Annotated in this window: 27 protein-coding genes; all 27 read right to left on the bottom strand. The window is 65.7% G+C overall.

Translation table 11 applies throughout. From position 1 onward, the window contains the following. Positions 1-16 precede the first annotated feature (16 nt). Positions 17-397 (bottom strand): 30S ribosomal protein S13, encoded by a 381-nt coding sequence (rpsM, locus tag OXN85_12565; protein MCY3600791.1) that lies wholly within the window; start codon positions 395-397, stop codon positions 17-19. Between the two features lie 10 nt (positions 398-407). Then, positions 408-524, bottom strand: a complete 117-nt coding sequence (gene rpmJ, locus OXN85_12560) for a 50S ribosomal protein L36 (protein ID MCY3600790.1) — start codon at positions 522-524, stop codon at positions 408-410. A gap of 73 nt (positions 525-597) precedes the next feature. Beyond that, a complete protein-coding gene (gene infA / locus OXN85_12555; protein MCY3600789.1) occupies positions 598-816 on the bottom strand; it encodes a translation initiation factor IF-1 in 219 nt (72 codons plus the stop codon). A 1-nt stretch (position 817) separates the two neighbouring features. Next, positions 818-1,600 (bottom strand): type I methionyl aminopeptidase, encoded by a 783-nt coding sequence (map, locus tag OXN85_12550; protein MCY3600788.1) that lies wholly within the window; start codon positions 1,598-1,600, stop codon positions 818-820. Further along, a complete protein-coding gene (locus tag OXN85_12545; GenBank protein ID MCY3600787.1) occupies positions 1,597-2,253 on the bottom strand; it encodes an adenylate kinase in 657 nt (218 codons plus the stop codon). Before OXN85_12545 ends, map begins: the two co-directional genes overlap by 4 nt. A gap of 5 nt (positions 2,254-2,258) precedes the next feature. Then, positions 2,259-3,617: a preprotein translocase subunit SecY gene (gene secY, locus OXN85_12540; GenBank protein ID MCY3600786.1), complete on the bottom strand. Its 1,359-nt coding sequence runs from the start codon at positions 3,615-3,617 to the stop codon at positions 2,259-2,261. Positions 3,618-3,620: 3 nt separating this feature from the next. Next, positions 3,621-4,061 (bottom strand): 50S ribosomal protein L15, encoded by a 441-nt coding sequence (gene rplO, locus OXN85_12535; protein MCY3600785.1) that lies wholly within the window; start codon positions 4,059-4,061, stop codon positions 3,621-3,623. A 10-nt stretch (positions 4,062-4,071) separates the two neighbouring features. Beyond that, positions 4,072-4,266 (bottom strand): 50S ribosomal protein L30, encoded by a 195-nt coding sequence (gene rpmD / locus OXN85_12530; GenBank protein ID MCY3600784.1) that lies wholly within the window; start codon positions 4,264-4,266, stop codon positions 4,072-4,074. Continuing rightward, complete coding sequence (gene rpsE / locus OXN85_12525) at positions 4,259-4,780, bottom strand: 30S ribosomal protein S5 (protein ID MCY3600783.1); 522 nt, start codon at positions 4,778-4,780, stop codon at positions 4,259-4,261. Before rpsE ends, rpmD begins: the two co-directional genes overlap by 8 nt. A 12-nt stretch (positions 4,781-4,792) precedes the next feature. Beyond that, entirely contained in the window at positions 4,793-5,170 is a 378-nt protein-coding gene (gene rplR, locus OXN85_12520; GenBank protein ID MCY3600782.1) for a 50S ribosomal protein L18, read from the bottom strand. Between the two features lie 25 nt (positions 5,171-5,195). Beyond that, the gene (gene rplF, locus OXN85_12515; protein MCY3600781.1) at positions 5,196-5,738 is read right to left on the bottom strand and encodes a 50S ribosomal protein L6; all 543 of its coding nucleotides are present in this window, start codon (positions 5,736-5,738) and stop codon (positions 5,196-5,198) included. 53 nt (positions 5,739-5,791) lie between these two features. Further along, a complete protein-coding gene (rpsH, locus tag OXN85_12510) occupies positions 5,792-6,190 on the bottom strand; it encodes a 30S ribosomal protein S8 (GenBank protein MCY3600780.1) in 399 nt (132 codons plus the stop codon). Position 6,191: 1 nt separating this feature from the next. Further along, a complete protein-coding gene (locus tag OXN85_12505; GenBank protein MCY3600779.1) occupies positions 6,192-6,377 on the bottom strand; it encodes a type Z 30S ribosomal protein S14 in 186 nt (61 codons plus the stop codon). A 14-nt stretch (positions 6,378-6,391) separates the two neighbouring features. Next, entirely contained in the window at positions 6,392-6,967 is a 576-nt protein-coding gene (gene rplE / locus OXN85_12500; protein MCY3600778.1) for a 50S ribosomal protein L5, read from the bottom strand. A gap of 15 nt (positions 6,968-6,982) precedes the next feature. Further along, positions 6,983-7,330 (bottom strand): 50S ribosomal protein L24, encoded by a 348-nt coding sequence (gene rplX, locus OXN85_12495; protein ID MCY3600777.1) that lies wholly within the window; start codon positions 7,328-7,330, stop codon positions 6,983-6,985. 25 nt (positions 7,331-7,355) lie between these two features. After that, positions 7,356-7,724, bottom strand: coding sequence for a 50S ribosomal protein L14 (gene rplN, locus OXN85_12490; GenBank protein MCY3600776.1), 369 nt, complete (start codon positions 7,722-7,724; stop codon positions 7,356-7,358). Positions 7,725-7,739: 15 nt separating this feature from the next. Continuing rightward, positions 7,740-8,009 (bottom strand): 30S ribosomal protein S17, encoded by a 270-nt coding sequence (gene rpsQ, locus OXN85_12485; GenBank protein MCY3600775.1) that lies wholly within the window; start codon positions 8,007-8,009, stop codon positions 7,740-7,742. After that, positions 8,002-8,217, bottom strand: coding sequence for a 50S ribosomal protein L29 (gene rpmC, locus OXN85_12480; GenBank protein MCY3600774.1), 216 nt, complete (start codon positions 8,215-8,217; stop codon positions 8,002-8,004). Before rpmC ends, rpsQ begins: the two co-directional genes overlap by 8 nt. After that, complete coding sequence (rplP, locus tag OXN85_12475; GenBank protein ID MCY3600773.1) at positions 8,218-8,628, bottom strand: 50S ribosomal protein L16; 411 nt, start codon at positions 8,626-8,628, stop codon at positions 8,218-8,220. A 6-nt stretch (positions 8,629-8,634) separates the two neighbouring features. Then, the gene (rpsC, locus tag OXN85_12470) at positions 8,635-9,324 is read right to left on the bottom strand and encodes a 30S ribosomal protein S3 (protein ID MCY3600772.1); all 690 of its coding nucleotides are present in this window, start codon (positions 9,322-9,324) and stop codon (positions 8,635-8,637) included. Next, positions 9,324-9,674, bottom strand: coding sequence for a 50S ribosomal protein L22 (gene rplV / locus OXN85_12465; protein ID MCY3600771.1), 351 nt, complete (start codon positions 9,672-9,674; stop codon positions 9,324-9,326). The genes rpsC and rplV overlap by 1 nt, the downstream gene beginning before the upstream one ends. Further along, positions 9,674-9,958: a 30S ribosomal protein S19 gene (gene rpsS / locus OXN85_12460; GenBank protein MCY3600770.1), complete on the bottom strand. Its 285-nt coding sequence runs from the start codon at positions 9,956-9,958 to the stop codon at positions 9,674-9,676. The genes rplV and rpsS overlap by 1 nt, the downstream gene beginning before the upstream one ends. A 14-nt stretch (positions 9,959-9,972) precedes the next feature. After that, the gene (gene rplB / locus OXN85_12455) at positions 9,973-10,812 is read right to left on the bottom strand and encodes a 50S ribosomal protein L2 (GenBank protein ID MCY3600769.1); all 840 of its coding nucleotides are present in this window, start codon (positions 10,810-10,812) and stop codon (positions 9,973-9,975) included. Between the two features lie 3 nt (positions 10,813-10,815). Beyond that, positions 10,816-11,172, bottom strand: coding sequence for a 50S ribosomal protein L23 (gene rplW / locus OXN85_12450; protein MCY3600768.1), 357 nt, complete (start codon positions 11,170-11,172; stop codon positions 10,816-10,818). Beyond that, positions 11,169-11,804, bottom strand: coding sequence for a 50S ribosomal protein L4 (gene rplD / locus OXN85_12445; GenBank protein ID MCY3600767.1), 636 nt, complete (start codon positions 11,802-11,804; stop codon positions 11,169-11,171). The genes rplW and rplD overlap by 4 nt, the downstream gene beginning before the upstream one ends. Next, positions 11,801-12,424, bottom strand: a complete 624-nt coding sequence (gene rplC, locus OXN85_12440) for a 50S ribosomal protein L3 (GenBank protein ID MCY3600766.1) — start codon at positions 12,422-12,424, stop codon at positions 11,801-11,803. The genes rplD and rplC overlap by 4 nt, the downstream gene beginning before the upstream one ends. Before the next feature lie 4 nt (positions 12,425-12,428). Further along, positions 12,429-12,737 (bottom strand): 30S ribosomal protein S10, encoded by a 309-nt coding sequence (rpsJ, locus tag OXN85_12435; GenBank protein ID MCY3600765.1) that lies wholly within the window; start codon positions 12,735-12,737, stop codon positions 12,429-12,431. Positions 12,738-12,826: the final 89 nt, after the last annotated feature.

Raw genomic sequence — 12,826 nt, 5'->3', positions numbered from 1 at the left:
GACCTGGTTCCCGCACCTACTTCCGGGGCGCCTTCTTCTTACCGGCGACGGCGCGCCGCGGCCCCTTGCGGGTCCGGGCATTGGTGTGCGTGCGCTGGCCGCGCACGGGCAGATTCCGCCTGTGCCGCATCCCGCGATAGCATCCGATGTCCATCAGACGCTTCACGTTCATCGAGGTCTCGGTTCGTAGCGAACCCTCGACCTTGTAGTGGTTCTCGATGACCCGACGCAGCTTGTTGACGTCGTCGTCGGACAGCTGATAGACGCGAACATCCCCATCCACGCCCGTTTCGGCCAGGATGTTGCGCGCCGTCGAGTGGCCGATTCCGTAGATGTACGTGAGGCCTACCTCGATCCGCTTGTTCCGCGGGAGATCGACTCCGGCTATGCGTGCCATGTATCCCTGCCTATCCCTGCCGCTGCTTGTGCTTCGGATCTCGACTGCAGATCACCCGCACGACACCGCGCCTGCGGATGATCTTGCAATGCTCGCAAATTCGCCTGACACTCGAACGAACCTTCATGCTTCCGTCCCCTGGTGGCGGTTCGATGGCAACCCTTCAAAATACCAGCCCGAACCGATCCGAACAAACTCCGTCACTTGTAGCGGTACGTGATCCGCCCCCGCGTCAGATCGTAGGGCGACAACTCGACCGCGACCCGGTCTCCCGGCAGGATCCGTATGTAGTTCATTCGAATCTTGCCGGAGACGTGACAGACGATCTGATGCCCGTTCTCCAACTCCACGCGAAACATCGCGTTGGGAAGCGCCTCGGCGACCTCCCCCGTCATCTGGATCGGTTCTTCCTTCGCCAACTCAGGCCTCCCCTGCTGCTCGCGCCGGAGTCGCGACGCGCGTCAGCACACGCGGGCCCTCCGACGTCACCGCCACGGTGTGCTCGAAATGGGCCGAGAGGCGTCCGTCCCCCGTCACCACCGTCCATTCATCCTCAAGCGTCCGGATCTGCGGCCCGCCCGCGTTAACCATCGGCTCGATGGCGATGACGAGCCCCGCCTGCATCCGGAACCCACGGTTGCGCACTCCATAGTTCGGAACTTGCGGCTCCTCGTGGGGCGCCTCCCCGACGCCATGTCCCACAAGCTCCCGAATCACGCTGAAGCCCTCGGCTTCGACGTGCGTCTGTATCGCCCAGCCCAGGTCGCCGAGTTGGGCCCCGGGGCGCGCCGCCTCGATGCCCACATCGAGCGCCGTTCGGGTCACGCCCAGGAGACGCGCCGTCGCCGGGGTCACCTCGCCCACCGGGATCGTCACGGCCGCGTCCGCGAACAGACCGTCGAGCTTGACGCCGACGTCGACGCTCACGATGTCGCCCGACTTCAATTCACGACCGAACGACGGAATGCCATGTACGACCTCTTCGTTGATGCTCGTGCACAGCGTGGCCGGAAACCCGTACAGCCCCTTGAACGCGGGCGTCGCGCCGGGGTTGTCGCGGATCATCGCCTCCGCCAGCTCGTCCAGCTCCCCGGTGCTCCGTCCGGGGATGGCCCGCTCCGCCACCATCTCGAGGACTTCCGCCACGATCGTCCCCGCCGCCGCGATGGCCTCGATCTGGGCGGACGACTTCAGCCGGATCAACCGGCCATCTCCGCCACGCGCAACGTCTCGAAGAGACGATCCCGCACGGCCTCCAGCGTTCCCGTCCCGTCAACCGCGGTCAATCCCGTCTCGGACCGGGCGTAGTAAGCGAGCAGAGGTTCCGTCTGGGCCCGGTAAACCGCGAGCCGATTGCGAACGGTCTCGGCGCGGTCGTCCGAGCGCTGCACGAGGACATCCTCGCAGTCCGGGCAGGCGGCAGTCTTTCCCGCGGCCCGCACATGGGTCACGAGGCCGCACGTTCCGCACACCCGCCGGCCGGAAATGCGGTCGACGAGTTCTCTTTCCGGCGCCTCGAGCGAAAGCACCGCGTCCAGGCCGATGCCCCGGGCGGCCAACAGTTCGCCGAGCCCGTCGGCCTGAGGCACCGTCCGCGGGAATCCGTCGAGCACGAATCCTCCGCTCGCCTCCGAACCGTCGAACGCCTCGGCGACGAGCCCCAGGACGACCTCATCCGGCACGAGTTCGCCCGCTTCGTAGTAGGCGCGAACCCTCTCGCCGAGCGGGGTTCCGGCCTCGAGCGCAGCGCGGATCATGTCGCCGGTCGAAAGGCGCGGAACGCCGAAGCGTTCGGCCAGAAACTCGCCCTGCGTGCCCTTTCCGACCCCCGGAGGACCCATGATGATCAGCCGCACGCCCATCACATGAAGCGCTGTCTGCCGCGATACTTGACGCGACCCTTCTTCATGAATCCCTCGTACTGGCGCAGCAGGAGATGCTGCTGCAGTTGCTGCATCGTATCGAGCGCGACGCCCACCACGATGAGCAGGGAAGTGCCGCCGAAGAAGAAGGTCTGAAGGTCGAAGATCGAGAAGATCAGGTAGGGCAGAACGGCGATCAGCGCGAGGTAGACCGCGCCGGGCAGCGTGATCCGTGTGAGCACGTGGTCGATATAGTCCGCCGTCTTCGCGCCGGGCTTCACGCCCGGAATGAACCCGCCCTGGCGCTTCAGATTCTCCGCCAGGTCCGTCGGGTTGAAGATGATGGATGTGTAGAAGTAGGTGAAGTAGACGATGAGCACGGTGTACAGCACGTAGTACCACGCCGTCCCCACCTGGAGCGCCTGGCTCATCTCGTAGATGAAACGCCGGGCGCCGGAGCTGCCCGGTCCGGGATTGCCCATGAACGCGGCCAGGGTCCCCGGGATGATGATGATCGACTGCGCAAAGATGATCGGCATTACGCCGGCGGAGTTGATCCGCAGGGGGATGAACGACCGCTGCCCTTCCCGAATTCGGCCCCTGCCGACGACCTTTCGCGGGATCTGCACCGGAATCTTGCGCTGCGCCATCGTCAGGGCGACGACCGCCGCCATGATGGCCACGAGAGTCGCCGCGAGGGCGGCGAGCTTGATGAGCGAGATGCCGCCGGCCTGGTAGAGTTCGAAGGTGTTGAGCACCGCGCCGGGGAAGCCCTGCAGAATGGAGAAGAAGATCAGCAGGGACATCCCGTTGCCGACGCCGCGCTCGGTGATCTGCTCGCCGAGCCACATGACGAACACGCCCCCGGTCGTGAGCATGAGCACGGTGAGAAGGCGAAAATCGAGACCGGGATCGAGGACCGCCCCCGGCTGGCCCTCGAGGAAGAGCGCGTAGGTGTAGGACTGCCCGATGCACAGCACCACGGTGGTATACCGCGTCCACTGCGTGAGCTTGCGGCGGCCTTCCTCCCCCTCCTTCTGCAGCTTCTCGATCGCCGGCATGACGGCGGCGAGGAGCTGGAAGAGGATGCTCGCCGAGATGTAGGGCATGATGCCGAGCGCAAAGACGGTCGCCCGCTGCAGGCCGCCCCCTACGAAGAGGTCGTAGATGCCGAAGATCGTGCCCTGGAACTGACCGGCGAGGGCCTGCAGGGCCACGACGTTGACACCCGGCGTCGTGATGTGGGAGCCGAGACGGTACAGGGCGAGACAGAGCAGGGTGAAGAGAATCTTCGCCTTCAGCTCCGGCACCTTGAAGATGTTCGCCGCGGCAGCCGCCGCGTTCTGGCCGTTCGCCATCCCTTACTCGATCACCTGGGCGGTGCCGCCGGCCGCCTCGATCTTTTCGCGGGCGGAGGCACTGAACGCATGCGCGCGCACGTCGACTGCCCGCCCGACATCCCCGCGCCCGAGGATCTTCACGGGACGATCCGTCCCGCGGATGACGCCGCTCGCGCGCAACGCCTGAGGATCGATCCCGCTGCCCTCCACACGGTCCAGTTCCGAGAGATTGACGATGTGCCACTCGGTCCGCCGGTGCGGCTTGAACCCCCGCTTTGGCGTACGCCGGTAGAGAGGCATCTGGCCACCCTCGAACCACGCCGGAATCGATGCACCGCTCCGCGACTTCTGGCCCTTGTGGCCGCGTCCCGACGTCTTGCCCAGGCCGGATCCGTGACCGCGGCCGCGACGTTTTGCGGAGGACCTCGAACCCCGGGGCGGAGAGAGATTATCGAGCCCGATCCGCTCGCGTTCAGCCATCTTGTCCGACCTCCTCGACTTCCACGAGATGTGCCACTGCGTGGATCATCCCGCGTATTGCGCGGTTGTCCGGCTGCACCACCTGATCCTGGTGGTGCCTGAGACCGAGGGCGCGCAGCGTGTCGCGCTGCTTGCGCTGCGCGCCGAGACCGCTCTTTACCTGACGAATCTTCAGCTGCTCACCCACGCATGGCCTCCCGGATCGTGGCGACATCCACTCCGCGTTCAGCCGCGACCTGCTCGGGCGTGACCAGGTCCTGCAGGCCGCTCATCGTCGCACGAACGATGTTGAGCGGATTGTTCGTGCCGAGGCTCTTCGTGAGGATGTCCTGCACGCCGGCGCACTCGAGAACTGCCCGCACGGGGCCGCCGGCGATGACGCCGGTTCCCGGACCGGCGGGCTTGAGCAGCACCTTGCCCGCGCCGTGACGCCCGAGGATTTCGTGGGGGATGGTCCCGTTCACGATCGGCACCACGACCATGGCCTGACGCGCCTGCTCGAATCCCTTGCGGATCGCCTCTGCGACTTCGTTCGCCTTGCCGAGGGCCATACCGACGCGGCCCTGCCCGTCACCGACCGCCACGAGCGCGGTGAACGAAAAGCGACGGCCGCCCTTTACGACCTTCGAGACGCGATTGATGAAGATGACGTTCTCCTTGAAGTTGTCACCGTCGTCGCGTCGTTTTCCCCCTCTTGCCATGAAGCCCTCTCGTTAAAAGCGGAGACCGCCGTCGCGGGCGCCTTCGGCAAACGCCCGAACGCGGCCGTGATAGGGATACCCGCCACGGTCGAAGACGATCTCACCCACATCGGCCACGACCGCCCTCTCGGCAAGCATCCGGCCCGCAAGATACGCGTCGGCGACCTTGCCGGAGCGCTCCCCCGCGTCGCCGTCCGCGCCGGCCAGTGTCGAAACGCCGAGCAGCGTCACGCCGCGGTCGTCGTCCACCAGTTGGCCCTCCAGATGCCGCAGGCTCCGGAACACGACGAGGCGCGGCCGTCCGGCCGTCCCCCGGATCTTCTTCTTGATCCGAGCGTGTCGACGTGTCCGCAGCCGACGCCTCTGTTTCGTTCGACCCCTGATGTCCATCGTCTTCCCTTTATCTGTTCGCCGGTCAGGCTGTGGCCGTCGCCTTGCCGGCCTTGCGGCGCACATACTCACCCACGTAGCGGATGCCCTTCCCCTTGTACGGTTCGGGTGGGCGGATCGCGCGGATCTCCGCCGCCATCTGCCCGACCTTCTCCTTGTCGTTTCCCGCCACCTTGACCAGCGTCGGCGACTCGACGCTCAACGCAATGCCCTCGGGCGGTTCGACGGTGACCGTATGGCTGTATCCGACGCTGAACACGACACCGCCGCCCTTCTGTTCCGCCCGGTATCCAACGCCGTGGATCTCAAGGCGCTTCTCGTACCCCTGCGACACGCCCGTGACCATGTTGGCGATCAGGGATCGCGTGAGCCCGTGAAGAGCCCGGTGCCGCGCCTCATCGGAGGCACGCTTCACGGACACCGCGCCGTCGGACTGCGTGATCTCCATGTCAGGGTCGAACGACCGCTCGAGCGCACCCCGAGGGCCCTCCACCTTCACATGCGCACCATCGATCGTCACCTCGACGCCGTCCGGCACGGGGATGGGCAGTTTTCCGATTCTCGACACGCTATCTGCTCCCTCGCGGGGGCGGCCGGCGGCACCGACGCCCGGCAGCTCCGCTAGTAAATTCTCGCGATGATCTCACCGCCGACGTGCTGCCGGCGGGCGTCGCGATCCGTCATTAATCCGTTCGATGTCGACATGATCGCGATCCCCATCCCGGCCCGGACCTTGGGGATCGAGTTCGCGTCCACGTATTTTCTGAGGCCGGGCTTCGAGACGCGTTCGAGGAGCCGGATCACAGGCCGGTCGTCCGACGTGTACTTGAGATACACGCGCAGGCGTCCGTGCCGATTGTCGTCCAGCACCTTGTAGCCGCGCACGAAATGGTTCTCCGCCAGGATCCTGGCGATCTCGATCTTGATCTTCGAGAGCGGGATGTCGACGCGGCGGTGTCCGGCCCGGCCGGCATTGCGGATGCGCGTCAGCATGTCCGCGATCGGATCGGTCATGCTCATGTCACCAACTCGCTTTCCGGACGCCGGGGATCTCTCCGCGGAGCGCCTGCTCCCGGAAGCAGATCCGGCACAGACCGAATTTCCTCATGTAGGCGCGGGGCCGACCGCAGCGATTGCAGCGTCTCACCTTGCGCGAACTGAACTTCGGCTTTCGGTTCGCCTTCTCGACTAGTGCCGTCTTTGCCATGCAGCCCTTTCCCGCTAGATGACGACCGGAACCTCGTCGCGAAACGGCATCCCCATCTCGCGAAGGAGGACGAGCGCTTCGTCGTCCCGGTTGGTCGTCGTGACAAACGTGATGTTGAGACCGTGGATCTTGACGATCTCGTCGTAATCGACTTCGGCGAAGACCATCTGCTCCCGGATCCCCACCGTATAGTTGCCCCGCCCATCGAATGCCCGGCTCCGGAACCCCCTGAAGTCCCTGATACGGGGCACGGCCGTACTGATGAACCGGTCGAGAAACTCGTACATGCGGGCATTGCGAAGCGTCACCATCGTCCCGATCGGCATGCCTTCGCGCAGACCGAAATTCGAGATCGAGTTCCGCGCCCGCGTTACAACGGGTCGCTGGCCGCTGATCACGGCGATCTCGTTCGAGGCGGATTCGATCAGCCGGGGGTTGTCCTTTCCGTCGCCGAGCCCGGCGTTGATCACGATCTTTTCGAGCTTGGGGATCTGGTGCGGGTTCTCAAAGCCGAAGGTATCGGCAAGCTTCGCCCTAACCGTGTCCTCGTAGTGTTTCCGCAGCCGCGGCTTTCCGTTTTCTGAACTCATCTTTCCCTGCCGTCCCTAGCCCGCCGTCGGGATGGGGTAGTCACAGCGTTTGCAGATCCGCTCGATCGTGCCGTCCGCGTCACGCCGGCGGCGCACCCGCGAGGGCTCGTCGCACTGGGGACACACGAGCATCACGTTCGAAGCACTGATCGGCTCTTCGTAGGTGACGATGCCGCCTTCGGTGACCCCGCCCCTCGCGTTAGCCACGGGACGCTTGTGATGCTTGCGCATATTCACGTCCTGCACCACGACGAGCCCCCGCGCCGGGATCGTGCGCAGCACCTGGCCCTGGGCGCCGACATAGTTGCCCGCGATCACCCGAACCGTATCTCCGGCTCTCATGTTCAGTTTCTTCCGTGTCATCTTCGGTTCAGATCCTCTGCGGCGCTCAGATCACTTCGGGAGCGAGCGACACGATCTTCATGAACTTCTTCTCGCGGAGCTCACGCGCTACCGGCCCGAAGATACGTGTCGCGGTCGGCTCTCCCGCGTCGTTGATGATCACCGCCGCGTTCTCATCAAAACGGATGTAGCTGCCGTCGCGCCGTCGGCTCTCCTTCGCCGTGCGCACCACGACCGCCCGAACCACCTCGCCCTTCTTCACGTTCCCGTGCGGGGTTGCGTCCTTGACCGTCGCGACGATCACGTCGCCCACGCGGGCGTAGCGGCGGCGCGACCCGCCGAGGACTCGTATGCAGAGAGCCCGGCGGGCACCGGAATTGTCCGCGATGCGGACTATCGATTCCTGCTGAATCATCTCGTCGTGCCCCCGTTACTCCGAACGCTGGACCAGCTCGAGCACGCGCCAGCGCTTGAGCCTGGAGAGCGGACGGGTCTCCTCGATCCGGACCACGTCACCCACCCGGTACTCGTTCTCTTCGTCGTGTGCCTGGTACCTCTTGCCGCGGCTCACCTGCTTGCCATAGAGCGGGTGCGCGAGGCGCCGCTCGACGGACACCACGACGGTCTTCTCCATGCGGTCGCTCACGACCGTTCCGAGCCGCACCTTGCGCCGGCCCTTCGTCGCCGATTGATCAGCCAACCTGGTTCTCCTCGCTACGCGCTCGTTCGACCTGCACCGTCTTCAATCGCGCGATCTCGCGACGCAACGTCTTCAGGAGCGATGGGTTCTCGAGTTCCTCGAACGCGGCCCGGTAGCGAAGGCGAGCGATTTCGTCCTTCGCGCGGGTGAGTTCCTCGGCGAGTTCTTCGTCGGTGAATTCGCGAATCTCCATCGCGTCGAGCGACACCTAGTCCTCCCGCTCCAGAAAGCGTGTCTTGACCGGAAGCTTCGCCGAGGCCAACTGCATCGCCCGCCGCGCGAGTTCGATGTCGACACCCTCGAGTTCGAACATCACCCGGCCCGGCTTCACCGGCGCGACCCAGTACTCGGGATTCCCCTTGCCCTTCCCCATCCGGGTCTCCGCGGGCTTCTGCGTGAGCGGCTTATCCGGAAAGATGCGGATCCAGACCTTTCCACCACGTTTGATGTGCCGCGTCATGGCGACCCGGGCGGCTTCGATCTGACGGTTCGAGATCCAGCCCGGTTCCACGGCCTGAAGCGCGTAGTCGCCGAACGAGACCTTGTTTCCGCGATGCGCGGCGCCGCGCATGCGTCCCTTCTGCTGTTTCCTGTACTTGATCCGCTTCGGTTGCAGCATGTGTCTCTATCCTCGCCCGCGGCCCGCGCGGCGGCGCCCGCCGGCCGTGTACGTCTGACCGCGGCGATCCTCCACAATCTCGCCGTGGAAGATCCATACCTTCACGCCGATCGTGCCGAACGTCGTACGGGCCTGCCGTTCCGCGTAATCGATGTCCGCACGCAATGTGTGTAGCGGCACGCGTCCCTCGTGATAGCCCTCCGAGCGCGCAATCTCGGCCCCGCCGAGGCGACCGCCGCACTGAATTCGGATGCCGCCGGCGCCCGCCCGCATCGCCGCCTGCACGGCCCGCTTCATCGCGCGCCGGAAGCTGATCCGCTGCGTCAGCTGATGGGCCACGTTGTCCGCCACGAGCTGAGCCTGGGTCTCCGGGCGTCGAATCTCCTCGACGTTGACGGAAACCTCCGCCTCCGTCAGCAGGGCAAGTTCGTCACGCAGCTTGTCGACCTCGGCCCCGCGCTTGCCGATGACGACGCCGGGACGACCCGTGTGGATCGTGACGACGATCTTGGACGGCTTGCGCTCGATCTCCACCTGCGCGATGGCCGCGTGCCCCAGCCGCGCGTGCAGGTACTTCCGCAGCTTCTCGTCTTCCGCGAGGAGCTTCGGGAACTCCTTGCCCTGCGCATACCAGCGCGACCGCCACGGCTTGACCGCGCCGAGCCTGAATCCGTACGGGTGTGTCTTCTGGCCCATTAGTCTCTCGTGTCCACGACGACCGTCACATGGCTGCTCCGCTTGAGCCGGGGGGTCGCTCGTCCGTAGGCGCGTGCTCGCCAGCGCCGAAGCGTCCTGCCTTCGTCCACGTACGCCTCGCGCACATAGAGTTCGTCCACGTCCAGCGTTTCGCCGCCCTCGTCCGCCCTGTAGACGGCATTGGCGACAGCCGAACGGAGCACCTTTCCGATCGAGCGCGCCGCCTTCTTCTTCGAGAATTGCAGGATGGCGTAGGCCTCGTTGACATCTCGCCCGCGGATCTGGTCGATGACCAGACGCATCTTCCGGGCGGACATGCCGAGATTCCTCGCCCTGGCTATCGCCTGCATCAGACTCTGCCCCTCCGGTCTCGCGCGGAACCGGCGTGCCCGCGGAAGGTCCGCGTCGTCGCGAACTCTCCGAGCTTGTGCCCCACCATGTTCTCCGTCACGTAGACCGGTATGAACTTGTTGCCGTTGTGCACCGCGAGCGTGTGTCCGACGAAATCCGGGCTGATGGTCGAAGCCCTCGCCCACGTCTTGATGACCGACTTGTCTCCGGAGTCGTTCATCCGCTGCACCTTCATCAGCAGCTTCTCGTCGATGTACGGTCCCTTCCGCACGCTTCTCGGCATCGGATCCCTCGCTCCTACTTCGTGGCCTTGCCGCGCTTGCGGCCGCGCACGATCAGCTTGTCGCTCGGCTTGTGCTTCTTCCTCGTCTTGCGACCCTCCGGCTTGCCCCACGGCGAGACGGGCGGACGGCCGCCGGAACTGCGCCCCTCCCCGCCTCCGAGCGGATGATCCACGGGATTCATCGCCACGCCACGCACCTTGGGCCGCCGGCCCTTCCACCTCGAACGGCCCGCCTTGCCGGATCGAATGAGTTCGTGGTCGACGTTGCCGACCTGCCCGACCGTGGCCCGGCACGATTCCGGCACCATCCGCATCTCGGTGCTGGGGAGCCGCAACGTGACCGTTCCCCGCTCTTTCGCGACGACCTGGACGGACGCGCCGGCGGAGCGGGCGAGCTGCGCGCCCTTGCCGGGCACGAGTTCCACGCCGTGTACGACCGTCCCGAGCGGGACCTCGCGCAGTGGCAGGCAGTTCCCGACGTTCGGGTCGATCCCCGAGCCGGAGAGAATGGTGTCACCGACACCGAGACCTCGCGGGTGGAGGATGTAGCGCTTTTCCCCATCCGCGTAGTGGATGAGCGCGATGCGGGCCGAGCGATTCGGGTCGTATTCGATCTCCGCGATGACGCCGGGCACGCCGTCCTTCCTGCGCTTGAAGTCGATGCGCCGGTAACGTCGCTTGTGGCCGCCGCCTCGCCTCCGGCTCGTGATATGTCCGTGATGGTTGCGGCCGGACTTCCTGGGCAGACCCTCGGTCAGCGACTTCTCCGGCTCGCTGCGGGTGATTTCCTCGAACGTCGATACGCTGCGGTATCGAGAGGCCGCCGTGACCGGCTTGAACTTGCGAATCGGCATCGATCAGGCTCCCTCCAACACATCGACGGGACCATCCGCGACTTCGATGATGGCCTTCTTCCAATGCGGTCGACGACCCATCGTGCGCCCCATGCGCTTCTTCTTCCCCCGCACGTTCATCGTGCGCACGGAGGTGACTCGCCTTCCCTCGAAGATCGCCTCGAAAGCGCGGCGGATCTCGATCTTGTTTGCATCCGGCGCCACCTCAAAGGTGTACTTGGGACGCGGTTCCACCTCGCCGCGGTCGATCCGTGCCTGGAGACGCCGTCCCACGCCGTCGGTCCCCTCGGACTGAAGGCTCGTGGACGTCTTCTCCGTGAAGAGCGGACGCAGGATGATCTCGTTCGGCGAGCGCGTCATGCGTCACCTGCCCCGGCGGAATCCCCCTCCGCATCGAAGACGGACGACTCGACGAGTACCAGGTCGGACCAAAGGATGTCGTACGCGGACGCCTCTCCCCATGGGAGCACCCGCACCCCGGGCAGGTTTCTCGCCGACAGATGGACATCGGGCTTGTGGCCCGTCGTCAGGAGAAGGACGTTCTCCGATCTGCGGCCGATGCTGGCCAGCAGAGCGGCGACATGCCGAGTCTTCGGCGGATCGAATTCCAGAGGTTCGACGAGCGCGAGATCGCCGTTCATGGCTCTCGTGTTGAGCGCGGAACGGATGGCCAGACGACGGATCCGCTTCGGCACGCGCACCCGATAGGAGCGCGGCTGCGGGCCGAAGACGACCGAGCCGCCGCGCCACAGCGCCGAACGGATCGAGCCGGCCCGCGCGCGGCCCGTCCCCTTCTGCCGCCAAGGCTTCCGCGATCCTCCGCGAACGGTCGAGCGGGTCTTGGTCGACGCGGTCCCCTGTCGCCGGTTCGCCAGCACGGCGGTGACGACCTGATGGAGCACGTCTTCGTTGACCATTCCGTCGAACGGCGTCTCGGGCAGGGCCCGCTCGGCTCCCGCCGTGCCGTCGGAACCGTACGTCGCGACCTTCATCGGCCCGGCCTCACCATGACGAGGTTGTTTCGCGCGCCCGGGATGGAACCCTGAACGATCAGGAGGTTCTTCTCCGCGTCGACACGAATGATCTTCCGGCTCATCGCCATGCGCTGCGTCCCCCCCATACGGCCGGCCATCTTCCGCCCCTTGATCACCCGGGACGGGTCCGTACCGGCCCCAATCGACCCGGGAGCTCTGAGAATGGACGTTCCGCCGTGGGAGCCGCGACCACCGCCGAAGCCGTGCCGCTTCACGACGCCCTGGAACCCGCGACCCTTGGTCGTTCCCGTCACGTTCACCCGCGATCCGACATCGAACATGCCGACCGTGAGTTCCTGGCCCAGCTCGAGCTTCTCGCCCTCGAAGTCGAACTCCGCGAGGACGCGCGGTACGTAGTCGAGGCCGGCGCGCGCGGCGTGGCCCGCGGCCGGCTTGCGCGCGCGCCCCTCTTTCACGCGGTCGAAGCCCAGCTGCACGGCATCGTAGCCGTCGCGCTCAGTGGTCTTGATCTGGACGACCGGACAGGGTCCGACCTCCAGCACGGTGACGCCGACGGCCTTCCCGTCGTCGTCAAAGATCTGCGTCATGCCGATTTTACGGCCGATCAACCCGGGCATCTCGCTACTCGACTTTGATTTCCACATCGACGCCGGCCGCGAGGTCCAGCTTCGTCAGCGCGTCGATCGTCTGCGGACGGGAGTCGTGGATATCGATGAGCCGCTTGTGCGTCTTCAGTTCGAACTGTTCCCGCGACTTCTTGTCCACGTGAGGACTTCGCAGGACCGTGAACAACTGCCGGCGCGTCGGAAGCGGGATCGGCCCGCTGACCGACGCACCGGTCTTCTGTGCGGTCCGTACGATGTCCGCCGCCGTCTGGTCGATCACAGCTGGATCGAAGGCCTTCAGCCGAATCCGAATTTTCTGCGCCATATCCGTGCGCCGTCTCGTTTTCCGGGGCTGTCCGCTAGTCGTGGATGGCGGTGACGACGCCGGCGCCCACCGTCCGGCCTCCCTCGCGG

Origin of the sequence: Candidatus Palauibacter australiensis (assembly GCA_026705295.1) — a bacterium.
Taxonomy (GTDB): Bacteria; Gemmatimonadota; Gemmatimonadetes; order Palauibacterales; family Palauibacteraceae; genus Palauibacter; species Palauibacter australiensis.
The sequence above is the reverse complement of the archived record's forward strand: the minus strand, read 5'-3'. Positions and strand labels throughout refer to the sequence as shown.